General features: G+C 67.5%; 26 protein-coding genes and 1 tRNA gene. 13 read left to right on the forward strand and 14 right to left on the reverse strand.

The window, feature by feature from the left end; genetic code table 11:
* Positions 1 to 124 precede the first annotated feature (124 nt).
* The 6 genes from cysE to QNJ67_08540 all read left to right on the forward strand — a co-directional run bounded on the left by cysE (position 125) and on the right by QNJ67_08540 (position 4,900).
* Positions 125 to 895, forward strand: a complete 771-nt coding sequence (cysE, locus tag QNJ67_08515) for a serine O-acetyltransferase (protein ID MDJ0609009.1) — start codon at positions 125 to 127, stop codon at positions 893 to 895.
* A 43-nt stretch (positions 896 to 938) separates the two neighbouring features.
* Complete coding sequence (locus tag QNJ67_08520) at positions 939 to 1,403, forward strand: Rrf2 family transcriptional regulator (GenBank protein ID MDJ0609010.1); 465 nt, start codon at positions 939 to 941, stop codon at positions 1,401 to 1,403.
* 5 nt (positions 1,404 to 1,408) lie between these two features.
* On the forward strand, positions 1,409 to 2,527 hold the full coding sequence (locus tag QNJ67_08525; protein ID MDJ0609011.1) for a cysteine desulfurase family protein: 1,119 nt from the start codon (positions 1,409 to 1,411) through the stop codon (positions 2,525 to 2,527).
* Between the two features lie 18 nt (positions 2,528 to 2,545).
* Positions 2,546 to 3,754, forward strand: a complete 1,209-nt coding sequence (locus QNJ67_08530) for an IscS subfamily cysteine desulfurase (protein ID MDJ0609012.1) — start codon at positions 2,546 to 2,548, stop codon at positions 3,752 to 3,754.
* An 84-nt stretch (positions 3,755 to 3,838) separates the two neighbouring features.
* The gene (locus QNJ67_08535; GenBank protein ID MDJ0609013.1) at positions 3,839 to 4,171 is read left to right on the forward strand and encodes a ferredoxin family 2Fe-2S iron-sulfur cluster binding protein; all 333 of its coding nucleotides are present in this window, start codon (positions 3,839 to 3,841) and stop codon (positions 4,169 to 4,171) included.
* Between the two features lie 27 nt (positions 4,172 to 4,198).
* Complete coding sequence (locus tag QNJ67_08540; protein MDJ0609014.1) at positions 4,199 to 4,900, forward strand: TenA family protein; 702 nt, start codon at positions 4,199 to 4,201, stop codon at positions 4,898 to 4,900.
* Positions 4,901 to 4,996: 96 nt separating this feature from the next.
* On the opposite strand, the gene QNJ67_08545 is transcribed toward QNJ67_08540, so the two are convergent.
* The gene (locus tag QNJ67_08545; GenBank protein MDJ0609015.1) at positions 4,997 to 5,368 is read right to left on the reverse strand and encodes a helix-turn-helix domain-containing protein; all 372 of its coding nucleotides are present in this window, start codon (positions 5,366 to 5,368) and stop codon (positions 4,997 to 4,999) included.
* A 622-nt stretch (positions 5,369 to 5,990) separates the two neighbouring features.
* On the reverse strand, positions 5,991 to 6,467 hold the full coding sequence (locus tag QNJ67_08550) for a DUF302 domain-containing protein (protein ID MDJ0609016.1): 477 nt from the start codon (positions 6,465 to 6,467) through the stop codon (positions 5,991 to 5,993).
* A 146-nt stretch (positions 6,468 to 6,613) separates the two neighbouring features.
* On the opposite strand from QNJ67_08550, the gene QNJ67_08555 reads away from it, so the two are divergent.
* The 4 genes from QNJ67_08555 to QNJ67_08570 all read left to right on the forward strand — a co-directional run bounded on the left by QNJ67_08555 (position 6,614) and on the right by QNJ67_08570 (position 9,685).
* The gene (locus tag QNJ67_08555) at positions 6,614 to 7,996 is read left to right on the forward strand and encodes an alpha/beta hydrolase family protein (GenBank protein ID MDJ0609017.1); all 1,383 of its coding nucleotides are present in this window, start codon (positions 6,614 to 6,616) and stop codon (positions 7,994 to 7,996) included.
* A 46-nt stretch (positions 7,997 to 8,042) separates the two neighbouring features.
* Positions 8,043 to 9,173, forward strand: coding sequence for a tRNA 2-thiouridine(34) synthase MnmA (mnmA, locus tag QNJ67_08560; protein ID MDJ0609018.1), 1,131 nt, complete (start codon positions 8,043 to 8,045; stop codon positions 9,171 to 9,173).
* Between the two features lie 47 nt (positions 9,174 to 9,220).
* Positions 9,221 to 9,526, forward strand: coding sequence for an SCP2 sterol-binding domain-containing protein (locus QNJ67_08565; protein ID MDJ0609019.1), 306 nt, complete (start codon positions 9,221 to 9,223; stop codon positions 9,524 to 9,526).
* A gap of 82 nt (positions 9,527 to 9,608) precedes the next feature.
* A tRNA-Met gene (locus QNJ67_08570) sits at positions 9,609 to 9,685 on the forward strand.
* A 68-nt stretch (positions 9,686 to 9,753) separates the two neighbouring features.
* On the opposite strand, the gene QNJ67_08575 is transcribed toward QNJ67_08570, so the two are convergent.
* From QNJ67_08575 to QNJ67_08615, 9 genes are all read right to left on the reverse strand, one after another.
* On the reverse strand, positions 9,754 to 10,059 hold the full coding sequence (locus QNJ67_08575) for a hypothetical protein (protein MDJ0609020.1): 306 nt from the start codon (positions 10,057 to 10,059) through the stop codon (positions 9,754 to 9,756).
* A 184-nt stretch (positions 10,060 to 10,243) separates the two neighbouring features.
* Complete coding sequence (locus tag QNJ67_08580) at positions 10,244 to 11,329, reverse strand: MBOAT family O-acyltransferase (GenBank protein MDJ0609021.1); 1,086 nt, start codon at positions 11,327 to 11,329, stop codon at positions 10,244 to 10,246.
* Positions 11,322 to 12,500, reverse strand: coding sequence for a hypothetical protein (locus QNJ67_08585; GenBank protein ID MDJ0609022.1), 1,179 nt, complete (start codon positions 12,498 to 12,500; stop codon positions 11,322 to 11,324). Before QNJ67_08585 ends, QNJ67_08580 begins: the two co-directional genes overlap by 8 nt.
* Entirely contained in the window at positions 12,497 to 14,029 is a 1,533-nt protein-coding gene (locus tag QNJ67_08590) for an AMP-binding protein (protein MDJ0609023.1), read from the reverse strand. The genes QNJ67_08585 and QNJ67_08590 overlap by 4 nt, the downstream gene beginning before the upstream one ends.
* On the reverse strand, positions 14,029 to 14,280 hold the full coding sequence (locus QNJ67_08595) for an acyl carrier protein (protein MDJ0609024.1): 252 nt from the start codon (positions 14,278 to 14,280) through the stop codon (positions 14,029 to 14,031). Before QNJ67_08595 ends, QNJ67_08590 begins: the two co-directional genes overlap by 1 nt.
* A complete protein-coding gene (locus tag QNJ67_08600) occupies positions 14,273 to 15,097 on the reverse strand; it encodes a hypothetical protein (GenBank protein ID MDJ0609025.1) in 825 nt (274 codons plus the stop codon). Before QNJ67_08600 ends, QNJ67_08595 begins: the two co-directional genes overlap by 8 nt.
* A 268-nt stretch (positions 15,098 to 15,365) precedes the next feature.
* Positions 15,366 to 16,406: a hypothetical protein gene (locus tag QNJ67_08605; GenBank protein MDJ0609026.1), complete on the reverse strand. Its 1,041-nt coding sequence runs from the start codon at positions 16,404 to 16,406 to the stop codon at positions 15,366 to 15,368.
* 203 nt (positions 16,407 to 16,609) lie between these two features.
* Complete coding sequence (locus QNJ67_08610) at positions 16,610 to 17,326, reverse strand: hypothetical protein (GenBank protein MDJ0609027.1); 717 nt, start codon at positions 17,324 to 17,326, stop codon at positions 16,610 to 16,612.
* Positions 17,327 to 17,399: 73 nt separating this feature from the next.
* Positions 17,400 to 18,272 (reverse strand): hypothetical protein, encoded by an 873-nt coding sequence (locus QNJ67_08615; protein MDJ0609028.1) that lies wholly within the window; start codon positions 18,270 to 18,272, stop codon positions 17,400 to 17,402.
* A gap of 174 nt (positions 18,273 to 18,446) precedes the next feature.
* Here QNJ67_08615 and QNJ67_08620 point away from each other — a divergent pair, with 174 nt between their 5' ends.
* Both QNJ67_08620 and QNJ67_08625 read left to right on the forward strand, forming a co-directional pair.
* A complete protein-coding gene (locus QNJ67_08620) occupies positions 18,447 to 19,568 on the forward strand; it encodes a hypothetical protein (protein MDJ0609029.1) in 1,122 nt (373 codons plus the stop codon).
* Positions 19,569 to 19,791: 223 nt separating this feature from the next.
* Positions 19,792 to 21,852, forward strand: a complete 2,061-nt coding sequence (locus tag QNJ67_08625) for a nitrate- and nitrite sensing domain-containing protein (GenBank protein ID MDJ0609030.1) — start codon at positions 19,792 to 19,794, stop codon at positions 21,850 to 21,852.
* A gap of 15 nt (positions 21,853 to 21,867) precedes the next feature.
* On the opposite strand, the gene QNJ67_08630 is transcribed toward QNJ67_08625, so the two are convergent.
* From QNJ67_08630 to QNJ67_08640, 3 genes are all read right to left on the reverse strand, one after another.
* Positions 21,868 to 22,626, reverse strand: a complete 759-nt coding sequence (locus QNJ67_08630) for a hypothetical protein (GenBank protein MDJ0609031.1) — start codon at positions 22,624 to 22,626, stop codon at positions 21,868 to 21,870.
* Between the two features lie 134 nt (positions 22,627 to 22,760).
* Entirely contained in the window at positions 22,761 to 23,387 is a 627-nt protein-coding gene (locus QNJ67_08635) for a ParA family protein (protein MDJ0609032.1), read from the reverse strand.
* Positions 23,388 to 23,479: 92 nt separating this feature from the next.
* Positions 23,480 to 23,719 (reverse strand): hypothetical protein, encoded by a 240-nt coding sequence (locus tag QNJ67_08640; GenBank protein MDJ0609033.1) that lies wholly within the window; start codon positions 23,717 to 23,719, stop codon positions 23,480 to 23,482.
* A 317-nt stretch (positions 23,720 to 24,036) separates the two neighbouring features.
* On the opposite strand from QNJ67_08640, the gene QNJ67_08645 reads away from it, so the two are divergent.
* Positions 24,037 to 25,476 (forward strand): MATE family efflux transporter, encoded by a 1,440-nt coding sequence (locus QNJ67_08645; protein ID MDJ0609034.1) that lies wholly within the window; start codon positions 24,037 to 24,039, stop codon positions 25,474 to 25,476.
* Positions 25,477 to 25,593 lie beyond the last annotated feature (117 nt).

The following is a 25,593-nucleotide window of genomic DNA, read 5'->3' on the forward strand; positions in this document are numbered from 1 at the left end:
CTTGACCAAATTGGTCGTGTTATCTATATGAGAAGCCAAGGCTCATCCCATGTACCCGCCTGTCCCCCGTGGCCGTGGCCCCTGGGGCTCGGCGCGCAGGGAATATAGCACGCAAGGCGCCTAGATGCTGAAGAATCTCCGCGAGGATGTCGACGCGATCATCGCCCGCGATCCGGCTGCGAAGTCGAGGCTGGAGGTGGTCTTGCTCTACCCTGGGTTCCAGGCGCTGCTGTTCCACCGCTGCGCGCATGTGCTCTGGCGGCGAGGCTGGCACCTCTTTGGGCGCTGGGTCTCCCAGTTCGGGCGCTGGATGACCGGCATCGAGATCCATCCGGGCGCGACCATCGGGCGCCGCCTGGTGATCGATCACGGCATGGGCGTCGTGATCGGCGAGACCGCCCATATCGGCGACGACGTCACGCTCTATCACGGCGTGACGCTGGGCGGGGTAGCGCCGAGCGTCGATAGTCACAGCCAGCGCGAGCAGAAGCGGCACCCGACCCTCGAGGACGGCGTCATCGTCGGGTCCGGGGCCCAGGTGCTGGGGCCGATCACGGTCGGGCGCTGTGCCCGGGTCGGCGCCAACGCGGTGGCCACCAAGGACGTGCCGGAATGCACCACGGTGGTCGGGATCCCGGCCAAGGCGGTCGCAACGCGCCGGCAGCCGGCCGACAAGGATCCCGGTTTCGTGGCCTACGGGACGCCGACCGGCGACGTTCCCGATCCGGTCAGCCGCGCGATCGACGGCCTCCTGGGCGAGGTGCAGAGCCTTCGCGCGCGGGTCGGAGAACTAGAACAGCAGTTGGAGCGCGGCGGCGATATCGACCCGATCGGCGTCGAAGGCCCGTCGGAAGAGGCCGGCGGCGCCGAAGAGCCGACACGGGGCAAGTTCTAGCCGGAACCAGCCCGTCCGCCACGATGTTTGAGGATTCCCAGCCTTGAGACTCAGCACCAAGGGGCGTTATGCGGTGATGGCGCTGGTCGAGCTGGCCGGCGCGGAAAGCGGCCGTCCGACCGCGCTCGCGGAGATCGCGGAGCGCCAGCAGATTTCGCTCTCCTATCTGGAGCAGCTCTTCGCCAAGCTGCGCCGCGGGGGCCTGGTCAACGCGGTTCGCGGACCCGGCGGCGGGTACCTGATGGGGCACGACCCGCAGGAGATCCGTATCTCCGATATCGTCGCGGCGGTCGATGAACCGGTTCCCACCACGCGCTGCACCCCGGTGCAGCCCGCCGGCTGCCGCGACAACCCGGTGCGCTGCGCGACCCACGACCTCTGGGAAGAGCTGGATAACAAGATCTTTCTCTACCTGGAATCCGTAACCCTGGCCGACGTAATCGGGCGCGAGACTGGCCCGACCGGTCCCGCAGCCGACGGCGGGGAGCCGACCGCGCCGCCGTCCTGAGGCCGATGTCGGGCACCGTCTACCTGGATTACAACGCAACCGCGCCGGTTCGCCCGGAAGCGGCGGCGGCGGTCGCCGCGGCGCTGGCGGTCACAGGAAATCCTTCCTCGGTCCACGCCCCCGGCCGCGTGGCGCGCCGTCTCTTGGAAGAGGCGCGCGAGGCCGTGGCGGCCCTGGTTTCCGGGCGGCCCCAGGAGGTTATCTTCACCAGCGGCGGGACCGAGGCCAACAACCTCGCGCTCGCCGGCGGCGGGCGGCGCCTGCTGGTCTCGGCTGGCGAGCACGATTCCGTGCTCCGGGCGGCGCCGCGGGCCGAGCGGGTCCCCCTCCGGCCCGACGGTGTGGTCGATCTAGCGGCCCTGCGGGACCTGCTGGCCGCCGAGAGCGCGCCCGCCCTGGTGTCCGTCATGCACGCCAACAACGAGACCGGCGTCATTCAGCCCCTGTCCGAGATCGTCGCCCTGGCCCGCGAGGCCGGGGCGCTGGTGCACTGCGACGCGGTCCAGTCCGCCGGCAAGATTCCGCTCGACATGGCGGCGCTCGACCTCGACCTGGTGAGCCTCTCGGCCCACAAGCTCGGCGGTCCCCCGGGCGTCGGCGCCCTGGTTCTCGGGCCGGGACGGACGGTCGACCCGGGGCTCAGGGGCGGCGGCCAGGAGCGCGGGCGGCGAGCCGGCACCGAGAACCTGCCGGGTGCGGCCGGCTTCGGCGCGGCGGCCGCGGCGGCTCTGGCTGCCCTGCCGTCGGCAACGGCCCTGGCGCCGCTGCGCGACCGCTTGGAATCCGAGGTCCTGGCCCTGTCTCCCCGGTCCCGTATCTTCGGCCGGGAGGCCCCTCGGCTGCCCAACACCACCTGCTTCTCGACCCCGGGCCTGATCGCCGAGACCCAGGTCATGGCGCTCGACCTCGCGGGTGTCGCGGTCAGCGCCGGATCAGCCTGCTCGTCGGGCAAGGTGCAGCCCTCCCACGTGCTCCGGGCCATGGGCGCAAGCCCGGAGGAGGCCCGTTCGGCGATCCGCGTCAGCCTCGGCTGGCAGTCAGAGGAGGCCGATATCGGGCATTTCTTGGCGGCCTGGCGCAGGCTATATGAGAAGAGCCGGGCCACGTCGCCGACGGCGGCCTGAACCCGTGAAGGAAGCGAGATGACGGGACAGAGCGAACAGCCGGCCGGGCGCAGCGAGACCCTGGAAGAGGTGATCTACCTGGACAACCAGGCGACGACCCCGACCGACCCGCGCGTGGTCGACGCCATGGCGCCCTTCTTCGCCGGGCGCTTCGGCAATCCGCACAGCATCCATCATGCCTACGGGCGGGACGCCGAGACCGCGGTGGAGCGGGCCCGCACTCAGGTCGCGGCCCTGATCGGCGCCGAGCCCCGGGAGATCGTCTTCACCTCCGGAGCGACCGAATCAAACAACCTGGCGATCAAGGGCGCGGCGTGGTTCCACAAGGAGCGGCGGCCCCATCTGGTGACCCTGGCCACAGAGCACAAGTGCGTTCTGGAGAGCTGCCGGCGCATGGAGCGCGAAGGGGTCGGGCTCACGGTGCTTCCGGTGCGCGACAACGGCCTCGTCGACCTGGCGCGCCTGGAGGCCGCCGTGACCGAGCGCACCGCGCTGGTCTCGATCATGGCCGTGAACAACGAGATCGGCGTGATCCAGCCGATCGAGGAGATCGCGGCGATCTGCCGGGAGAAGGGCGCCTATTTCCACTGTGATGCCGCGCAGGCGGCCGGCAAGATCCCGCTCGACGTGCAGTCCCTGGGCATCGATCTCCTCAGCCTTTCGGGCCACAAGCTCTACGGCCCTATGGGCATCGGCGCGCTCTACGTTCGCCGCCGCCCGCGCGTGCGGCTGCTGCCTCTGTTCGACGGCGGCGGGCAGGAGCGGGGCCTCAGGTCCGGCACGCTGCCGGGGCCGCTCTGCGTCGGGCTCGGCGAGGCCTGCGCGCTCGCCGGCGCGGAGATGGCCGAGGAGAGCGCGCGCATCGCCGGACTGCGCGACCGCCTGATCGAGGGCCTGACCCCTCGGCTGCCCGATCTCCAGGTCAACGGTGACCGCGAGCGCCGGATCCCCGGCAATCTCAACCTCAGCTTCCCGGGAGTCGACAGCGAGGCGCTGATGGCCGCCATGCCGCGCCTGGCGGTCTCGACCGGCTCCGCCTGCACCTCGGCTTCGGTCGAGCCGTCCTACGTCCTGAGCGCACTCGGCCTGCCGGGCGATCTCGCCCGCGCCTCGGTCCGGATCGGCCTGGGACGCTTCACCACGGAGGCCGAGATCGACTTCACGATCGACGAGATCGCCGCCAAGGTGGCCATGCTGCGCGGGCCGGGCCAGCACGCAGCCGAGTAGCGGCCGCCCCTCCGAATCATGCTCTGGACACGCCGACGGGCGGACTTGCAGCGCCCCTCCAAACAACCAAGGGAGTCCGGCAGGATGCCGAAGATGGTCTTTATCGAGCGCGACGGAACCCACAAGGAGGTCGACGCGCCCTTGGGCCTGTCGGTTCTGGAGATCGCTCACCGCAACGACGTCGATATCGAGGGCGCCTGCGAGGGCTCGCTGGCCTGCTCCACCTGTCACGTCATCGTCGACGGGGCCTGGTTCGACAAGCTACCCGAGTCCTCCGACGACGAGGAGGACATGCTCGACCTCGCCTTCGGCCTGACCCGGACGTCGCGCCTCGGCTGCCAGGTGGTCATGACCGAGGCACTCGATGGCCTGGTCGTCGCGCTGCCGGGAGAAACCCGAAACCTGCTGCTGGAGTAGCGGCCCGAGCTCGAGAGGAGTTGAACCATGGCAAGCCAGAGTCCGGCCGGCCCCGATAGCCTTTTTGCGCGCCTCAAGGCGACCTGCGCCGAGGACTGGGCGGCCTTCGTCGGGCACGAATTCACCCGCCGGATGAGCGATGCGAGCCTGCCCGAGGCGTGCTATCGCCACTACCTCGCGCAGGATTACCTCTTCCTGGTGCACTTCTCTCGGGCCTACGCGCTCGCCGTCTACAAGAGCGAGGAACTCGACGACATGCGGCAGGCGGCGGCCACGCTCGACGCGCTGCTCAATACGGAGATGCGTCTGCACGTCGGCACCTGCGCCCGCTGGGGGCTCTCGGAGGCCGACATGCTGGCCGTTCCGGAAGCGCCCCAGAACATGGCCTATACCCGTTTCGTGCTGGAGAAGGGCGTCGCCGGGGACCTGCTCGACCTCCTGGTCGCCCTCGCGCCCTGCGTCGTTGGCTACGCTGAGATCGGGCTCAGGCTGGCCAGCGAGCAGGGCGGCTCCGCGGCCGACAACCCCTATAGCGAGTGGATCGAGACCTACGCCGGGGCGGAGTACCAGGAGGTCGCCGGCGCAGCCGTGCGTCAGCTCGACCGGGTCGCGGCACGGCGCCTGGGCGCCGCGGCCGAGCAGGCGGGCCGCTGGACCTCTCTCTGCCGGACCTTCCGCGCCGCGACGCGCCTGGAAGTCGGCTTCTGGGACATGGGGCTCGAGGGCTAGAGCGAATCATGTCTTACCGGAAACGCTTCGCGGTTCCGGTAAGACAAGTGAATCCGCTCGATCCACGGCCTGCTGCGGGCGGTGCGCTAAAGGCGCTCAGATGCAGTCGTGGTCCGACTTGGTGATGGCACGGACCAGGCGAAGGAAGTGCTGCTTCACGGACTCGTCGGGAATCGCGTCGATCTCTTTCGCCAGCTCGAGAGAACGCCGCGTGAGGGGGGCTTCGCCCTCCCTGCCCGCCTCGCTCTTGCCGCCGAGGCCCTCGAAGAAGTAGCTGACCGGCACCTCGAGGATCGAGCTGATGTCCCACAGGCGGCTGCCGCCGATTCGGTTGGCGCCGCTCTCGTACTTCTGGACCTGCTGGAAAGTCACGCCGAGCAGCTTGCCCAGGGCGCCCTGGCTGAGGCCTCTGGCAAGGCGCGCCTCCCGCAAACGGCGGCCGATGTGAATGTCCGTCTCACGAGGCATTGTCTTGTATCCCCTATTTCTTGTTGCTGGGTTCTTGCCCGTAACTCTTGTTGTCGCTAAGCCACGCGACAGTGCCGGTTTCGATCGCCCGGCTTCGGTCACGCGTAACTTGGGCCGGCCCCGAATCGCTTTCCGCCAGATCCGTTCGCTGCGCCCCGCAAGGATGCGGCCCGCCGAAAACGCTGAACAGCAAGACCTCGTGAAACCCCCCGGCCTAGGTCACCCGTCGTCAAAAGGTTACCGATGTTCCTTTACCTCTCTTGTTGTCGTTCATCGATGACCCCACAAATCTACAACGGGAGAGCAGATCGATTATTCCCGAATTACTCGAAGTTTTGAAACTAGAAATACACCCGGATCGCGCAAACCGCCGTCGCAGAAAGACATTTTCGGGAGTTTCATTTACTGTTTTCACTATGGACTAGACCAAATGTCGGGGATCTCTTCGGATTAGTTCGGAACACGGCCCCCTGGTGACCGCGAATCCTTTAACCTTCTTTGAGTCTCAATAACCTACTGCGGTCATAAAATTAACTAGATTAAGCCGTCAGTTTCTCGCCGAATACGCGAAAAAAGAGCCACGTGGCACGCCTATCCGGTACAGCCGCCGTTCGAGGGGATCTCAGGGAGCGGCCGCCTGGCGGGCGATCCGGTCGAAAATGGCGTCGAGCTCTCCGGCCAGGTCGACCAGTGCCTGGCCGCCGTCGCGGTAGGGCGCGAAGACAGCCGAGGGCGTCTTGTAACTGAGGGTCGCCGTGCCGTCGTCGTTCTCGGTGATGTAGAAGCGGATCGGCGCCTCGATCCCGGCCTGCACGCTGGCCTCGAGCATGCGCACGGCGAAGTCCGGCCGGTAGACCCCGACGACCATGTTGCCGGCGATCGTCTTGTTCAGCTTCTTCTTCGCCCCGGTCGTCGCGCTGGCGCGGGTGACCAGACCCATCTTGTTCGCCTTGACCGCCTGGTCGAGCCGCTCAATCAGGCCTTGGTAACTGTGCGGCGTGGCCATCACGACCCAGCCCGGCAGCGCCTCGGGGGCGCCGAGCGCCGGGGAAGCCAGGAACAACAGGACGATCAAGCTCTTGCGGATCGTGCGGTGCATGCCTCGCCTCCCTGTGTTGACGGCGCGGCGAGGATAGCCGAGGCCTCGAGACGATTCCACACCGGGGTGTCGAATCGGGGTATAACCGGGCTCCGGTTTCGGTGCCGCCAAGCCGGATCCGGCATCGAAATCAGGACCTTGGCTCCATGAGAATGGCCGAGTCCGGGCGCCAGGCCCGGCACCAGCGCAGGCGCTCCTACGGATGGTTCACCGGACCCTTCGGCCGGGTCGTAGCGCGGCCCTGGTTCGACAGCTTCGCCTTCGGCGCCATCACCTACGGCCTGCTGCCGCTGTCCCGGGCCTGGGCCGCGGCGGCCGAAGCCCGCGGCTCGGTCGAGAGCTTCCTGGCGGCCCTGCCGGGCCGGACCCTGCCGCTGCCCCTGGTCCGCGGGGCGGTCGCCCGGATCGACCGCCGCCAGCGGATCTACGAGGCGGCGCAGCGGCGCTGGCAGGACCTGGCCTTCGCCCCCGAGGCGGTCACGACCGAGGCGCTCTCGGCGGCCGAGGCAGAGCGGCGGCGGGCGGCGCACCGCTTCATGGCGGGGCGAGCCCTCTTTCTGCCGGTCATCGGGGCGCTGCCGCGGCTCCGTCTGGAAATTGCCCCGCCCTTGGCCGTAGAGGAGCGTCACGGCGCCCGCCTGGCATCCCCCGAGGCGGCCTTCCCGGCGCCCGCGCCAGCCGACGTGGCGGTCTCGCAGGTGGCCGAGGGGCCGAAGGGGCCGATGCGCTGGCTCCGCTTCCGCTCGCCCGTCCTGGGCGATACGGCCTGGGCCCGGATCGACGGCCCAGCGGGCCGGAGCGACGCCCCGACCGTGATCTCCCTCCACGGCATCACCATCGAGGCCGAGATGTGGCGCGGCCTGCTCGATCCCATGTCGCACTGCCTGGGGACCCGACTCCGCGTGGTCCATCCCGAGGCGCCGTGGCACGGCCGGCGCCGGATCGACGGCTGGTACGGCGGCGAGCCCCTCCTCGGCCGGGGCCCCATGGGCCTGATCACCGGTTTCGAGGCGGCCCTGCAAGAGATCGCCGCGATGATCGCCTGGGCGCGCCGCCAGGGGGACGGCCCGGTCATCCTCGCCGGTGTCAGCCTGGGGGCGATAACCGCCCAGCTCTACGCCACGGCGGCCCGTTCCTGGCCGGCCGAGCTGGTGCCCGACGCCCTCTACTTGCTCGCGGTCAGCGGCGACGTCCAGCAGGTGGCGCTCGACGGCTGCCTCGCCCAGTCCCTCGACCTGCGCGCCGCGCTGGAGGCGACCGGCTGGGACGAGGAGCGGATCGAGCCCTGGCTGCCCCTGATCCAGCCCACAGGGCCCCCGGCGCTGGACCCGGACCGCATTGTCATGCTGCTGGGCGAGAAGGACTGCGTCATGCCGATCGCCGGCGCCCACGCCCTGGCCCGGTCCTGGAAGCTGCCCGAGGAGAACCTGTTCCAGCGCCGCCAGGGGCACTTCTCCGTGGCGCTCGGCATGATGTTCGACCCGGCGCCCTGGCGCCGGATCTTCGAGCGCCTGGGGATCGAGCCGTGACCGGCTCCGCTTGCACCCGGGGTCGGCCCCCCTATATTGCACCGCCATGAACGCGCTCGGCATCGATAAGGATCCGGCCCGGACACGGGTCGTCGTGGCCATGTCCGGCGGCGTCGATTCCTCGGTCACCGCGGCCCTGCTCAAGGAGCAGGGCTTCGAGACCGTCGGCATCACGCTGCAGCTCTACGACCACGGCGCCGCCGTCGGCCGCAAGGGCGCCTGCTGCGCCGGCCAGGACATCTACGACGCCCGCCGCGTGGCCGAGCGCCTCGGCATGCCGCACTACGTGCTCGACTACGAATCCCGTTTCCGCCAGTCGGTCATGGAGGACTTCGCCGACAGCTACCTCGCCGGGCGGACGCCGATCCCCTGCGTGCGCTGCAACCAGACCGTCAAGTTCCGCGATCTCCTCGAGACGGCGCGGGAGCTCGACGCCGACGCGCTGGCGACCGGGCACTACGTGCAGCGCCGGCAAGGAGCGGCCGGCGCCGAGCTGCACCGCGCGGTCGACCTGCAGCGCGACCAGAGCTACTTCCTCTTCGCGACCACCCAAGCGCAGCTCGACTTCCTGCGCTTCCCGCTGGGCGGCCTGCCCAAGCCGGAGACCCGGGCGCTCGCCGAGCGCTTCGGACTGCCGGTAGCTGACAAGCCCGACAGCCAGGACATCTGCTTCGTGCCCAACGGCTCCTACGCCCGCGTGGTCGAGAAGCTCCGGCCCGGGGCGGCCGATCCCGGCGAGATCGTCGACCTGGACGGCACGGTCCTGGGGCGCCACGACGGCATCATCGGCTTCACCATCGGCCAGCGCCGGGGCCTGGGCATCGGCGGCGTCGCCGACCCGCTCTACGTGTTGCGCCTCGAGCCCGAGACCCGGCGGGTCGTGGTCGGCCCGCGCGAGGCCCTGGCCTGCGAGCGGGTCCGGGTCGAAGAGCTCAACTGGCTGGACGCCGAGGCGCTTGCGGGTGAAACGGGCGAGGGCAGGGCGGTCACCGTCAAGCTGCGCTCGACCCAGGAACCGGCGCCCGCCCGGATCGTCGCCGACCGGGCGGGCGCCAAGATTCTGCTCGACGAACCGCAGTACGGCATCGCGCCGGGCCAGGCCGCCGTGGTCTACGACGGCACCCGGGTGCTGGGCGGCGGCTGGATCGCCGCCGCGGAGGGCCGCCTAGCCGCCTGAGCGCGCTTTCAGACCACCCAGCCCTTGCCCCGATAAGGAGACGCGTCATGAGCCTGGATAGCCTGACCGAGGCCCTGCGCCAGCAGGCCGCGCTCAACCCGCCGCTCGGCTACAAGGTGAAGTTCGACCTGGGCGACGACGGCGTGATCTTCTGGGACGGCACCGGCACGAGCCCCGAAATCGGCAACGAGGATCCGGACGAGGTCGACACCACCCTGACCTTGACGATGGATAACTGCCGCAAGCTCTTCGAGGGCAGCCTCGACCCCAACCTGGCCTACATGACCGGCAAGCTGAAGATCTCCGGCTCCATGGGGGTCGCCCTCAAGCTGGCCGGGATGATGGGCGACTGAGGCCCGGAGAAAAGGGCAGGGGGCCAGCGCCAGCGCGGCCTTGACAGGCCGGGGCCGGAAGACCTATAGCCTGCATCCCTGTGGCGGGGTAGCTCAGTTGGTTAGAGCAGCGGAATCATAATCCGCGTGTCGGGGGTTCAAGTCCCTCCCCCGCTACCATCTCTTCTCAAAAACAGGCGTGATCTCAGCCCGGTCTCACCGTCTCGGCCGATCTCGGACGGCGCCGGTCACGCCTCCTGGCGCTTGCGGGCGCGGGCGGCGGCGAAGTCGTAGATCACGGCCTGGGAGCGGGCCTCGGTCGCGGCCGCGCGGTTTCGTTCAAGAGCGTTCTGCCAGGCGGCGAGAGCCCATCCGGCCTGCTCCAGCAGCTTGCCGAACAGCAGCGCGGCGAGGCCGGCGAGGAAGGCCGCCACGGCGATCGGCACGAGCATCTGCAGCGCGGCGCAGAGCAAGCCCGCGACGATCATGCCCCAGGCCGCGGCGCGGACGAGGAATCCGAGCGAAAGGGCGAGGAGAGCAAGAACGCCGAGCATTCCTGACTCTCTCGGAAACCCACGCCAAGCTCAAGGGTCACCGGCAAAGCGAGCCCGAGCGGGGGCGCGAGCCATCAGAAGCCCACGTAGGGCGCTTCGATCGCCTCGAAGCTGCCGAAGGCGATCCACAACGCCAGGACGACCGCGCAGCTCAGCAGGTAGACCGATTTCCGACGGTTCAGCTTCATGCCGACCAGACTCCGTGGGCGATGGACGAGAGGAAGACGACGTAGGCCAGGGAGGCGACCCGAAGGAAGGCCGGCGCGAAATTGCGCCGCTTCAAGAGCGGCAGGACGACGGCCAGGGCGATCCCGTGGCCGAGTCCCCAGATCAGGAACCCGGGCGAGAGATTGTGCCACAGGCCCATGAAGACGAAGGCCGCGATCAGCGCCAGCTTTGTGTAGGACGTCGTCACCAGCAGCGGCAGATAGATGTACTGCATGACGAAATCCGCCATGGAGCGATGCCAGCGTTTCCAGAAATCGCCGAGATCGCGGGCCAGGTGCGGCTTGTTGAAGTTCTGCGGCACCTCGAAGCCGAGGCTGAGGGCGGAGCCCTCCGCCATGCGGGAGTAGCCGTAGAAGGTGGCGAAGAGGAACGCGAAGGCGGCCAGCGGTTCGCCGATGAACTTCATCAAGACGGCGCCGGCGAAGTTGCTCTCCGTGAACATGTCGGCCGCCTGCACCTTCAGAATCGGCATGGCGGCACTCGCAAAGCCGGCGATCGCGAAGAGGAAGACGAAGCCTTCGAACAAGCGGTAGATGCCCTCGCCATAGTCGGCCGCGCGCTCCTCCTTCAGCTGCTGCCAGATCTGCAGCCCGTTGAACACCGGACCCGAGGGCAGCGCCCCGAAGAAGAAGGTCGAGAGCAGCAGGGCGGGAAAGAAATCCGCCCGGCCGGCCTCGTTCTTGATCGCCTGGGCGACGGTCATCATCTGCCGGATGATGAAGAACGCGCTGCCGAGCCACAAGATCGGCGTCTCGACGATCAGATGCGTGAAGTCCGGAATGAAGAGCAGGAGCAGGATGCCGTAGGGCATGCGGGCCTTGAGCCGCGTGCTGCTGACGGCGAGGCCGGCCGCGTAGACCAGCGAGCTCAGGAGATAGGAGGTGAGCGCGAACAACAGCGCGAGGGGATGCACGATGAAGAGCAGCAGTGCGCCCGGCGCGACGGTCCAGAAGAGACGATTGAGGCGGCCGGTCGGCGCCATGACATGGGACAGCCCGATCGAGAGCGCGATCAGGATCAGGAATGAGATCGCGTCAATCATGCCGTGTCGCCGGCCGGCCCCGATTGACCGCTCCCCCATCAACCGGCTCCCCATCAACCGGCTCCCCGTCGACCAGCCCCCCGTCGACCAGGCGCTTGGCGACGAGCGCCGTGGTCAGGGCGCCGGTTGGGTAGATCTCGATGTGGCCGTCGTCGTGCCAGAGGGTGTCGAAGTTCCCGCGGATCTGGGCGTAGACGTTGAAGAGCTGGGCGTGCTCCGGGAGGAATCTCCTCAGCGCCCGCAGGTCTTTGGCGCCGGGCTTGTGCCCATAGGTGGGCATGGGCAGCAGCACGACCTTGGCCCCGTGCTCGCCGGCCAGGCGGAGTATGGAATCCAGGAATGCGAGCTCGCCCCGGCGATAGGGCGCCTCGAAGTCGTAGGCATAGCGCTTGATCCCCGGTGACTCTGTCTGCCAGGTCTTCAGCTCGCGCGCCGCCGCGTGCGCCGCGATCTCGGTCTCGAGGATGTCGATCAATGCCGGCAGCGGCGCCGCGGGTTCGTAATCGCCGAAGCTGAAGGCGAAGTCGGGGGGCCAGACCGGTTCCCTGGTCCACTCGTCGCGTCCGCAATCTGCAATGTCCCACTGTTCGGCGGGATTCCGCAGGAACTGGTAGGTCAGCGCCCCGGCTCTCAGGACGGCGCCCCGCAGCCGCATGCGCCACTGGCTGATCCAGCCCTCGTCCTCGGTGAAGGGCATCGCCACCGCCGGCAGCGTGAGCAGCTGCTCGAAGGTCAGGAGGTTGATGTCGCGGCGAAAAATGTAGTGCTCGGGCAGTATCGTCAGTTGCCGCTGCGCCAGCAGGTCGACGCTCCGCCTCGACATGAACATGATTTCGAGGACGAGGACCTTCGGGGCGCCGCGGTTCGCCACGTAGTTCTCGAGCAGGGCGTAGTTCGCGCGGAGCGGGTTGTGGGGCAGGGCGATCCGCTCGACCTTCGGTCCGCCGGACGAAGCGGGCGCCAGCATCTTCTCCAGGGCGATCGGGTCCAGCGCGGTCCCCGAGCGGCTGCTGCCGAGGATGAGAACATCGGCCGCGGGAGCTTCGCCGCGCGACAGCAGCAGGTTGCAGCGCGACAGCATGCTCGCCGGGCCGCCGCGATTCTGGTCCAGCCAGAGCAGTCCCGCCGCCAGCCCGACGCCGGCGAGCAGCATCAGGGCGCGCGTCTTCATGCGGCGTTGCCCGACCGGGCCTCGGCGCGGGCGTGGAGCGCGTTGCGGTCCAGCTTGCCGTGGGGGGTCGTCGGCAGGGCATCGAGCAGGACCGTCCTCTTGGGCATCATGTAGTCCGGCAGTCCCAGCCGCTCCGGGTTCAGTTTTGGCGCCTCCGAGACCCCTGAAAGGAAGAGCACCAGCTCGACCGGCCGCTCGGCCGGATGAGCGATGACCGCGAGCGACTCGGTTTCGAGCTCGCGCCGCAGCTGGTGCTCGACCTCCATCAGCTCGATCCTGTGCCCGCCGATCTTCACCTGGTGGTCGATGCGGCCGAGGTGATAGAGCCGCCCCGAGCGCCAGAGCGCGCGGTCGCCGGTCCTGTAGTAGCGAGTCCCGGCGCCGTCGGTGGCGAAGGGCGAGGGCAGGTCGGGATCGGCGTAGCCGGCGAAGCACTGCGGCGTGGCCAGGAGCAGCTCGCCGGCGGCGCCCTCCGCCGCCGCCGAGGTGGCCGTGATCTCAGCGCCGTCGAGCAGCGCGGTCGTGCAGCCGGGGAAGGGGACGCCGATGGCGACGACATCGGATTCCACGATGTCGGGGTCGTCCGACCAGCGCTGCGCCGTCACCGCCACTGTGCATTCGGTCGGCCCGTAGTTGTTCCAGATCTCCGAGTTCGGCGCCGCCGCGCTCCAGTTGGCCGCCAGGCGCGCCGTCAGGGCCTCGCCGTTGAAGATGCTCAGGCGAATGCTGCCGAGCGAGTCGCCGATCGCGACGCCGTTGTTCAGGATGACCCGGGCGAGGGACGGCACCGAGATCCAGACGGTAATCCCCCGGCCGGCGATGTAGGCAGCGGGGTTGAACAGGTCGATTGGCCGCGCGGGGCAGAGCGCACAGCCGTTCAGCAGGGCGAGGTAGATCTCGTGGACGCTGAAGTCGAACGAGAGTTCGCAGACCTGCGAGCAGACATCCTCGCAGCGATAGTCGATCGTCCCGTCGAGGTTGTCGACGAAGGCGAGGAGGTTGTCGTAGGAGATCGGAACGCCTTTGGGCCGGCCGGTGGAGCCGGAGGTATAGAGGACATAGGCGATCTCGCCGCGGTCCGGCCCTTCGTGCCAGGCGGGGGCGCGGTCCTCGGCATCACCGGCCGGGAGGCTCGGGACGACGACCTTCGCCTTGTCGATCCCCAGCCGTTCCGCCAGGTCGCGGGTGCCTGCGTCGCACAGGATCACCTCCACGCCGGCCTGCAGGACGATGCTCTGCAGGCGGACCGCCGGGTGATGGGGGTTGAGCGGGACGTAGGCCCTGCCCTGGGCGATCGCGCCCCACATGGCGGCGTAGGCCAGCGCCGAGCGGTCGAGCAGAAGGCCGACCGGCGCGGCGGCATTTCCGCCGGTCTCCGCCAGAGCGCTCTGTACCCCGGCGATCATGCGGCCGAACCCGGCGTAGCTGACCTGCCGTTCCTGTTCCAGGACGGCGACGCGGTCCGCGTGGTTGCGGACCACGTCGTGCAGCCGCGCCAGCAGCTTCCGGCGAGCGCTCGGCCCCAACATCACGCCACCTGTTTCGCCAGGTAGTCGTGCAGGGACTTCACCGAGGTGTAGTGGATCGCGTCGTCGAAGTCGGGGTTGATTCCGAAAGCCTCGTTGATCGCCAGGAACACCTTCATGAAGGTCAGAGAATCCCAGCCGGAGACGCTCTCCATCGAGGCCTCCGCGGTGATGACGACGTCCTTTTCGTCACCGTTCTCGCGCAGCGTGTTCTGGACGATCTGAACGATGCGGCTCTCGAGCGGGTCACTCATAGATTCTTTCCTCCAGAGGACGGGCGCGCTGCGCGTAGAGCGCCCGTTCGGCGTCGCTCCAAGAGTCGACAGGACCGACGTGATAGGACGGGCGGTCGTTCACCTTTGCCGCGGAGCGTTCCAGGCACCGGGTGAGATTGCGTTCCGAGAAGAGCCCCAGGTCTCGAAGAAATCCGGTCCAGAAGGCCCTCGGGTTCTCGACCAGGTCTTCGAAGAGAAGCTTGCGGCAGTTCGGGCTCTTGTTCAGAAAGTCGAGGAGGTGCCCATTGACACGGGTCCAGAGCCAGATGTTGCGCTCGATGCCCGACCAGCCCGGCCAGGCCTCGGCGTCTTCGCTGCCGCGCTCCGGCTTCAGCCGACCCATCGAGATGAAGGTCTCGCGGTCGGTAAGGGGCTTGGCCGGGTCGGGCCATCCCGCCGGCTGGCGGTCCTCCCCGGCAATGAGCGTCGCCGATTGGACGAAGGGCGCGCACCTGCGAAAGATCACGAAGAGCTTCGCCGTCGGGTGCTGCCGCGCCAGCGCGACCATGAGCGGGGCGTTGTAGAACGCGACATCCACGACGAGGCCAGCGTCGCCCGCCGCCTTCGACAGCGTCGCTGTGTCTCTCAACTCCCGGACGGTCTGCTCGGCAAAACCCGGATCCCGCCAAGCCTTCCGGTTGTGAATATTGATCAGCGGCAGCAGGGGAACCGGCGTTTTACCCGGCTGCTGCCCCTCGTGCAGGCCGACGACGCCGGGAAGGCTGTTGAGCGTGGACGCCAGGAACATGGTCGCCGTGCGTCCGGTGCTCGCGCAGAACGCGAGGTCGCAGGACACCTGCCTCTCCGCCTCAGCAGTTCCATCACAGATGCCGGTGTTGACTGAAATCATCGGAGTCTGCTTGGGCAGATTTGCCATTCTGTCCCAGAGACATAGGCGGGCTGGCCGCTTCCATTGGTAGTGCCTTGGAACTAGGCCAGATTGGATCAGGAAGATTGAATAAAACGATAATATTGCAGAACCCGGCGCCGGTGGGCCGGCGGTCCTGAGCCGCGGCCCGGGCCGGCCAGGCTTAGTGGCCGGCCCGCACCGGGCTCGTCAGGCCTCAGGAGGTGATCCCCAGGACCTTTTGGATCGGCTTGCGTCGGACCTTCCAGATCAGGGAATCGACGATGTAGTGGTGGAAGTTGATGGTCATGTAGATCGCGACGAGGGGCACCAGGGCGAGCGCCGAGAACACCGTGTCGATCGCCAGGTAGGCCGCGGTGCTGATAGCGAGGCAGACACCGATGTAGAGCCAGGCGTTGCGGGTCTGGCTGATGGTTGAGAGGAACTTCGCCTTGGGATCGACGCCCTCCTTGAAGCGGTTGTTGTTGAACAGCCAGACGAAGACGATGTACTGCGCGTTGTGCCAAACGTTGACCACCAGCCAGCCGGCATCGATCGATTCGATGATCAGGTAGGCGAAGGCGAAGATGACGAAGTGCGACAGCATGTAGATCGTGTGGGCGACAGGCAGCCGGCCGCGGCGCCACATCGCCACGCGCGTCGCCAGCCACCAGCCGAGCGCGGCCAGAGCGGCAACGCCGACGATGTGGACGGCGAGCTCGGGTACTGGGATTACCCTGAGCTCCATGCCGAGGAAGGTGCCGGGATCCTGGTGGCTGCGATAGAGGATGCCCCATAGCGGCAGGAGATAGAACGCGACCTGGCCGATCCGCTCGTCCGGCGGGATCAGGTCTCCGGCCTTGCGCCGATAGACCTGGGAGACGCCCCAGCTCTGGCGCGTGTAGTGGAACCACTGCCAGTAGAGATAGACGGTAGCCAGAGTCCAGAGCCCGATCCCGAAGACGGCACCGGCGACGGCCGCGATGACGATCAGCGGCAGCCCCAGCAGCAGGAAGCGGTGGGCCCGGAAGCTTTCCCGGTCAAAGCAGAGCCGGGTGTAGGTGGAGATGACGTGGTGATAACCGAGCAGCCAGAGGTCGATCAGGAGGATCGGCACGAACAGCCGGGGCTCCATGACCACAACCGCGCCGCTCAGGAGTGCGATCGCGGCAATGCCGACAATGAATTGCAGGTCGAACGGAAGGCCACGCAGCCAGCCGGCTGCCGGCGACTGGTCATGGATCGTCGTTGCCGTCACGGGGGCGCTCCTCATCGCGATATCGCAGACGATGATTATGAGCGCAGAATTGTTTAGAAAACTGTTAAAAATATGATTTTAAGTAACTGATTTAACTATATTTATCGAGATACGATTGCCCATCGGTCGGTCGTACAATGGCCCCGCCCGCCCGGGTCGGGCGGCCACCGATGCGCTGGATACCAAGGCGAAGCCGCCCGCTCCTAGAACGCCTGCTTCTGCTTGCCGATCAGGCGGTCGCGGACCTTCCAGTAGAGCGCGTCGGGGTTAACCACGACGATGAACAGTTTCCTCAGCTTGCCTTCCGGGCACTCGATCGGCCGGACCGCGTGCCAGGCGTGGTCGGTGCGCTTGATGATCGCGCTGAAGTTGCCGATGTGCTTGCAGGCGATCTCGCCGTCGAAGTCTTCCAGCTTGGGCGCCGAGTTGTAGTCGAGCCTGCCGCCGTCATCGAGGATCAGCGTGTCGCCGCCCCAGTCCGGCCGCCAGTCGTCCGGGCCGTTGAAATAGAACAGATGTGAGCCGTGCTCGCGCGGCGAATCGGTGTGCGGCGAGACCGAGCAGCCGGGCGGCGTGTAGTGCCAGTGGAACCGGAACTCGATCTTCTTGGCGCCGAACAGGCGCGCGATGTTCTGGCGGTAGCGGTCGCCGCAGAGCTCGTCGATGAAGGCCTTCCAGGGTTCCGGGACCCGGGTCTCCGGCGTGTACTCGAGCGAGTAGCGGTCGTGCGGCGTCTGTCCGGCCCGGCGCGTCTTGCCGATGCTCTCCTCGAACAGGGAGAGTCCCGGCAGGTTGGTGTAGAGCGCCTCGAAGCCCTCGTCGGTCAGCAGCCCTTCCGGGTTTGCGAAGGGGTAGGGCCTGGTCCCCTCGAAGCCATCGTGGGTTATCGCTTCCAGCTTTGAATAGTCTATGTAGGCCACGGCCGTTCGCCCATTTCCAGTTTCCAACAGAGTCTCGCGGGAGGCCCGCTTCCGTTCCCCCGGCGCGACGCGCTCAGACCAGGCTGAGCGCGTCGCGCCGCACGTGGCTCTTCGCCATCTCGTCGCGCACCAGGGCCTCGCTGATAGTACCCTGCTCGAGGCATTCCTTGAGCAGGGAGAAGAACAGCCGCTCCTGCCGCGGGTCGGGATGGGGCCGGTAGCTGCCGAGCATGGCGTAATCGCCGAACAGCCGGGCGCGCAGGCGGTTCAAGGCCGGCAGCAGCGGATACTTCTTCAGCTTGTCGGCCGGCGTGTAGTCGACCGGCAACCCGGTCTTCCACGGCTGGGTGCGGCGCTTGGTGTTGTGCAGCAGCTTGGTCTTGTCGGTCAGGCGGTCGAAGTCGTTCCACTCCTCGTCGAGGATGCCGATGTTCTTCGGGTCCTCGTGCGCCAGCACCATCCAGTCCTTGTAGTCGCGCTCGAAGCGGAACAGCTCGTCGAACTCCTCCTCGGGCTTCCAGTGGGTCAGGCGGGCGCAGTCGAGCAGCATGACGCTGGTCGCGATCCGCCAGGCCTTGTCCGGCTTGTCCCAGCGCCGTCGGCCCATGACGGCCGCGTCGCCCATGTCCATGGTCAGCAGGTCATGGATATCGCCGACGGCGAAGACGTCGGGGTCGGTGACCACCGCGCGCCCCTGGTAGCCCATCAGCTTGGGCGGCATGTAGCGCAGCGGCGTGAAGGACTGGAGGTCGTCCATGCGCCAGACCCGCTCGACGCCGCCGCGCAGGAACTTCTGCCCTTCCTTCTCGGCGAGGAAGGGAAAATCCCGCACGTGCATGATCTCGATGTCGAAGGCGTCCGGGTGCTTGGAGTTCCGCTTCATGGAGTGGGCGGACACCAGGGCACCGAGCCACTGCCGCTCGTTGGTCTGGATAAAGACTTTCATTCCAGAGTTCCCGCGCAAGGTGATTAGCCCCTAATTAGGATACCGGCGCCCGCGCTGCAAGACGCCGCCCGGCCGACGGCGGGCAAGCGGGACGGAGCGGACGGCAAAGCCCCTTGGATCGCCCTTCCGGGCTGATTAGGCTTCATCCCGCCGATCGCTGGGGGAGTCTCGTGAATGTCGAAATCACCGCGCGCCTCGCTGCTGCCCGAATGGCCCATCGCCTTGATCTGGCTCGCCTACGCGCTGCTCGCCGTGATCGGGCCCGCGCTGCAGCCCCAGGACATCGGCTACGGCCCGTCCTTCGCCGTGCTCGCCGTGATCTTCACCGTCATGCTCGCGGCTGTCTTCCGTGTGGTCCATCACGCCGAATGCCTCGCGCACATCTTCGGCGAGCCCTACGGGACCTTGATCCTGACCCTCTCGGTGATCGGCATCGAGGTCGCGCTGATCACGGCGGTTATGCTGACCGGCGACAACACGCCGACGCTGGCGCGCGACACCATGTTCTCGGTGCTGATGATCGTGCTGAACGGCCTGGTCGGGCTCAGCCTCCTGCTCGGCGGCCTGCGTCACGGCCTTCAGGTCTTCAACCTGTCCGGCGCCAACGCCTATCTGGTCGTTCTGTTGCCCATCGCGGTGACCAGCCTGGTCCTGCCCAGCTTCACAACGTCCGCGCCGGGCGGCGGCCTGTCGCCCCTGCAGACCGTGTTCCAGATCATCATTTCGCTGGTGCTCTACGGCATCTTTCTGGTTTTCCAGACCCTTCGGCAGCCCATGATCTTTCAACAGCCGCGGGACGAGATCGCCACCTTCGGAGCGCCGCCGGCGCACGAGCTGGATATCAGGGGCGTGGGATTCCACGTCGCCGGCCTGATCTTGACCATGCTGCCCCTGGTCTTGATGTCGAAGCAGCTGGCCGTCTACGTCGACTTCGGCATCGATCAGGTCGGCGCCCCGGTCGCGCTCGGCGGCTTCATCGTCGCGGTCATGATCCTCACGCCCGAGGCCATCGCGGCCTTCGACGCGGCGCGGCACAACCAACTGCAGCGCGCCGTGAACATCTGCCTGGGGTCGGCCCTGGCGACCATCGGGCTGACCGTCCCGGCGGTCCTGATCGCGGCGGCCATCGTCGGGCGCGAGATCGAGCTCGGGCTCGAGCTGCCCGAAATCGTGCTCCTCGCGCTCTCCCTGTCGATCAGCATCGTGACCTTCGTCGGGACGCGGACGAACTCGCTGCAGGGGGTGGTCCACCTGGCGGTTTTCTTCGCCTACGTGGTGCTGATCTTCGATGTCTAGCCCTAACCCGGGTGGCCTCTCGTCGGCCGAGGCCGGCGGCCGCGAATGATTCTTAGAGTGGATATTATAATAGTAGTAATATTTTAATATTATTCACTTTTTTGATGTATCCGAAAACTCGCTCAAGCGCCTTCGGGTGCGCGGCCTTGTCGCGGTCCGTGAGCGGGACCTTGGCGCCTGTACAGGCGGAAGATCGTAGTGCGGACGACCGAGAGGCATGGCCATGCTTAGTACTGTGCGCAACGCGGGCATCGGTGCCCGGATCGCTCTGGCAGTCGGGATACCGATCCTCAGCCTGGTGCTGATCTCGGCCGCCTTCGTGTTCGACAAGTACCGCCTGGCGAGCGAGATGGCGCAACTTCAGGCCCTGGCGCGTTTGGCGCCGGTGGCGAGCAACCTCGTGCACGACCTCCAGAAGGAGCGCGGCCGCTCTGCGGGTTTCATCAGTAGCCAGGGCAAGAAATTCGCCCGTTCGCTGCCGGAGCAACGCAGTGTCACGGACCGCTCGTTGAAGGCCTTCCAGACGGCAGCGGAAGCGGCGCGAGGCGGCGGCTACGGAGTGGCCTTGAACGAGCTCCTGGACCGGGCGGACCGCGCGCTGGCCGAGCTTGCCGGGAAGCGTAGGCAGGTCGACGGCTTCGAGATTTCGGTCGGCGAGATGGCGGGCTACTACACGCCGACCATCCAGAAGCTGCTCGCCGTCGTCGAACGCATGCTGGTGCTGAGCAGCGAGTCCAGGGTGACCAACGCCATCGCGGCCTACAGCGCTCTGCTGCAGGCCAAGGAACGGGCCGGCCTGGAGCGCGCCATGGGGGCGGTCGGGTTCAGTTCGGGAGAGTTCCGGCCCGCGATTTACCAGAAGTTCGTCGAGCTGATCGCTCTGCAGGACATCCTGCTCGGCGTGTTCCGCAAGCACGCCGGCGGGGAGCAGGTCGCCTTCCTGGAGAAAACCGTCGCCGGTTCGCCGGTCCAGGAAGTCGCGCGCATGCGCGAGGTCGCGATCGACAGTCCGCAGAGCGGCGACCTCAAGGGTATCCAGGGTCCGCAGTGGTTCGATGTGATCACGCAGAAGATCGATCTGCTGAAGCGGGTCGAGGACAAGGTGGCGGGCGACCTGATGACACTGACCGAGACCATCAGGGCGGAGAGCGAGAGAGGCTATGGGGTCGTCGCGGCTGCCGCCCTGATTGTCCTGTTGGTCGCCCTGGGCTTCGGCGTCTTCGTGACGCTGACCACGACCCGGCCAATCGGCGCCATAACGGAGGTGGTCAATCGCCTGGCCGGCGGTGATACCGGCATCGAGGTCCGGCACACGGAACGCAGTGACGAGATCGGCGCGATCGCCCGCGCCGTCGGGGTTTTCCAGCGCAACGCGGCCGAAATGGAGCAGCTGCGCCGGGAACGGGCGGAGAGCGAGGAACGCGCCGTGGCGGAGAAGCGCGCCGCGATGCAGTCTCTTGCCTCGAGCTTCGAGTCCTCCGTCAAGGTCGTCGTCGAATCGGTGTCGAGCGCCTCGGCGCAGATCGAGGCGAGCGCCAAGACCGTTGCCGACAGCGCCGACCAGACCAAGGAGCAGTCGGACACCGTGGCCTCGGCCTCGGAACTGACGACGAGGAACGTCAACACCGTGGCCGCGGCCGCCGAGGAGCTGAGCGCCTCGATCGGCGAGATCAGCCGGCAGGTGTCCGAGTCCTCGAGGATCGCTCAGGACGCGGTGGCGCAGGCCGACCAGACCAACGGTGAGGTCCGCAGCCTAGTCGACGCCGCCCAGAACGTCGGCGCCGTGGTCAACCTGATCTCGGACATCGCGGAGCAGACCAACCTTCTGGCGCTCAACGCGACCATCGAGGCGGCGCGCGCCGGCGAAGCCGGCAAGGGCTTCGCTGTGGTGGCCAGCGAGGTGAAGAGCCTCGCCAACCAGACGGCCAAGGCGACCGACGATATCTCCCAGCAGATCGGGACGATCCAAGAGGCGACCGGCTCCGCGGCCTCGGCGATCGAGGGAATCGGCGCCACGGTCGGCCGGATCAACGAGATTGCCGGGGCGGTCGCGGCGGCGGTCGAGGAACAGGGCGCGGCAACCAAGGAGATCGCCCGCAACGTCCAGGAGGCGGCCTCCGGGACGCAGCAGGTCTCGACCACCATCGCCGATGTCAGGGACGCCGCCGCCGAAAGCGGCCGGACAGCGACCGAAATGCGCGAGGCCACCAATCAGCTCTCACGGGAATCCGGCAAGCTCTCCAAAGAGGTCGACCGCTTCCTGGACCGGGTGCGCGCCGCCTGACGCCGGCCGGGTCGCTCAGCGCGGCGGCGACAGCGCGGCGCTGCTGCCTACCGTCGTGGCGACCTGCTCGCCGAGCCAGCCCGCCCAGAGGCGGTTCCAGCTCTTCCAGTCATGGCCGCCGGGTCCGGCGCGAAACGAGACCGCCGGTGCCAGGGACGCGAGATCGGCGTAGCCCGCGCCGAATTCGTCGTCTTCGCCGTAGAGCACAGTGATCGGCAGGCCGTCCGCACCGTCCTCCATCCAGCGCCAGAGCGCGAAGATCTCGGCTTCGAACGCATTGCGCGGCTCGGCGCCGGGATACTGCTTGAACCGCTCGATCTGGTCCGGCCAGCCGATGAAAGGCGCAATCAGCACCAGGCGGTCGAAGAGGTCGGGGTAGCGCCTCGCCGTCACCAGTACGCCGAGGCCGCCGAGCGAGACGCCAACGCCGGTCACCGGTCTGCCGGCGAAGACGGCCAGTACTTCGTTCTTCAAGCGCCGGTCGATGCTGTGTTCCCTGTAGTAGCCGTAATGGGCGTCGACGGTCACGAAGGCGGCCCGCTTCTGGCCGCTCCAGTTGTCGCGTGCCACCGCGAGAAAGCCGCGCCGCTCGAAGGAATCCAAATCGTCGTGCAAGCCCGGCAGGAGCACGAAGATGCGTTCCGCGGTGTCGGTGTCTCCATAGGCCTGTGTGGGGATCGGTGTCTCCACCGGCCGCACGTACGCGCAAGCCCCGAGCAGGCAGAACAGTAACGCCGGACCGAGGGTCCTCGAGATGCGCGTGAGGCGGTGCATGATCGTTGGTTCTCGCAGCGTCGACATAACCGCTACGCCGTGCGGCGAGGCGCGGATCAACCGCTCATCCCGGTGCTGGAGGAGATCCGGTCCTGACGGAGCCGCGAAGCTTTACCGCCGAGACATCTTCCGTATTAGTCGTCGCTGTTGATGAAGCGCAGCAGGGGCTGCCAATCCTCTTGCAGCGTCGTGCCGACCTTGGTCTCGAGGTCGAAGATGCTAAGGCCGCGGCTGGCGAGCTCGGGATAGAGCGCGCGCTCCGGCAGTTCGCCAAGGTCCTGCTCGCCCGAACTGATCATGAAGAGGTCCAGGCGCGCCGAGGCCCGACTGTTTCGGCGCACGCGATTGCGCAACAAGGCGATCGCCTTCTTGTTCTTCCGGATCGGCTTGATCTCGTGCAGCCTCTTAAGGAAGGCGGTCGTGGTATCCTGATCGAACACCGAGGGCAGCACCGGGACGACCACAACGTCGGCCTCGGCGACCAGACTCTCGGTCTGCCGTCCGCGCACCGCGGCGGGCGCGTCGATAACCAGCACGCCCTTCTTGTTCGGCGTCTGGCCGTTTCCTTTCACCCAATCAAGTCCTTTGATGTAGCGCGCCGTGCGGGGCCGCCGCGCGAGCCAGTTCAGGCTGCTGTGCTGCCGGTCCGCGTCGGCCAGCCAGACCCTGTGCCCGGCCGAGGCGAAGGCGCTCGAAAGGTTGGTCGCGATCGTCGTCTTGCCGCAGCCGCCCTTCGGATTGGTCACCAGGATTGAGAACACGACTCCCTTCCCCTATTCGTTGCCGCGCGAGCCTAGCATAGGCCTTTGCACTCTGCCTAATCCCATGGCGAATGATTCTCGATGCTGCGTCGTCAGATCCGCATGTTCGACTGCATGATGGCGAACATCTGCTCCTCGAGCGCGGCCCGGTTTTTGCGGAGCTGCTGGTCCCGCTGCCCCTGACTGGCGTCGAGGTCCGGCTGCAGGGCGCGGATTTCCGACGTCAGCTCGGCGTGTCTCCGGCACAGGTCGTCGAAATCCGCGTCCTTGGTGATGATCCGCGTCAGCATGTTCTTGAAGCGGCTCAGCACGACATCGATGTGGTCGGCCATGGTTTTCTCCCTGATTTAAGCTGCGGACCGAAGCACCGGCGGCCCGGGTTGACCCCAGCGCGTCGCCTGCCTTCGGGTGTGCTCCGCACCCCATGGGTCATGTCTCGTAGAGGCGGCCTTTGCCGTCCCCGTCCTCGACAGCCCGATAGTCGCAACGTTATCCGCAGCGCCTGCGCGCTGTCGACTCGCTCTAGCGGCGGTCCGCGGCGATGCGCTCCGATGCGATCGCGGCTACAGTGGCTATCCCGCCCGTCGCTCTGAAGTGGAACCCCGTTGAAATCGTCGCGACAATCGTGCGCCCCTAGGATCGAGGCTCCGTGAGCGAGCCGTCCTCGCGCCCTGCGGGCGCCCGTTTCGTCCAGGGCTCGATCATGGGCCATATCGCCGTCATGACCTCGACGGCGAGCATCGGCCTGATGGCGCTCTTCCTCGTCGACCTGGCCGACATGTACTTCCTCAGCCTGCTCGGCGAGGCCGAGCTGGCGGCGGCGGTCGGCTTCGCCGGCTCGATCCTTTTCTTCTCCACCTCGATCTCGATCGGCATCGCTATTGCCATGAGCGCCCTGGTCTCCCAGGCAATCGGCGCGGGGCGGCGAGCCCGGGCGCGCGGCCGGGTGGTCGATATCTTCGTCTTTGCCCTGGCTTTAACGATTCCCCTGGCGGCCCTGCTCTGGTTCAGCGCGCCCTGGCTGCTGGAGCTGCTCGGCGCCACGGGTCGGACCCTCGATCTGGCGACCTCCTACCTGCGCATTGTCCTGCCGTCCATGCCGGTCCTGGCGCTCGCCATTTCCTGCGGCGGCGCCCTGCGCGCGGTCGGCGACGCCCGTGGCGCCATGTATTCCACCTTGACCGGCGGCGCCGTTAACGCGCTGCTCGATCCGATCTTCATCTTCACGCTCGGCCTCGGGGTCGACGGGGCCGCGGCGGCGACCGTCGCCGGACGCTTCGCCGTGCTCGCCGTTGGCCTGCACGGCGTGGTCCGCAAGCAGGAACTGCTCGGGCGCTTCGCCTTCCGTCGTTTCACGCTGCAGGTTCCCGCGATCTTGGGCGTCGCCGCGCCGGCGATCATGACCAACGTTGCCACGCCGGTGGGCTATGCTTTCGTTACCGAGGCGATCGCGCGCTTCGGCGACAGCGCGGTTGCCGGCTATGCCGTGATCGGCCGGATCATTCCGGTTGCCTTCGCCGTGGTCTTCGCGCTCTCGGGCGCGATCGGCCCGATCTTCGGCCAGAACCTCGGTGCCGGCCGGCTCGAACGGGTGCGGCGGACCCTGTGGGACGCGCTGATCTTCCTGACGATCACCGTGCTCTCGGTGTCGCTGCTGCTGTTCTTCCTGCAGGACCTGATCATCCTCGCCTTCATCGCCTCGGAGGAGGCAGCTGAGCTGATCGGCTTCTTCTGCACCTTCATCGCGATCGGCTATCTCTTCATCGGCGCCCAGTTCGTCGCCAACGCGGCCTTCAACAACCTGCGGCGGCCGACCTGGTCGACCTGGTCCAACTGGGGCCGCGCGACGTTCGGGACGATTCCCTTCGTCTGGGCCGGCGCGGCGCTGGCCGGCGCGCCGGGGGTCCTGGCCGGCCAGATTATCGGCGGAATGGTCTTCGGTCTCGCGAGCTTCCTGGTCGCGGCTGGTCTGGTGGCCCGCCTGGGCGAGTTGCCCGCCGCGCCGGGCGCACCGCCGAGGACGCTGCGCGTGCCGCTCTCGGCCCATACGCTCTACCGCGGCTGGATCGGCATCTTCAGCAAGGACTAGGGCCTGTTGACATTCAGGGCGGGCTCCTGGTCCGAGTGAAATCGGCCCGCTGTTAGGCGCGAGGAGGAAGGACATGCCGAGCATATTCAACGACGAGCAACGCGGCAGCGGGCCGAT

The organism is Kiloniellales bacterium (assembly GCA_030064845.1).
In the GTDB taxonomy this organism is placed as follows: domain Bacteria; phylum Pseudomonadota; class Alphaproteobacteria; order Kiloniellales; family JAKSDN01; genus JASJEC01.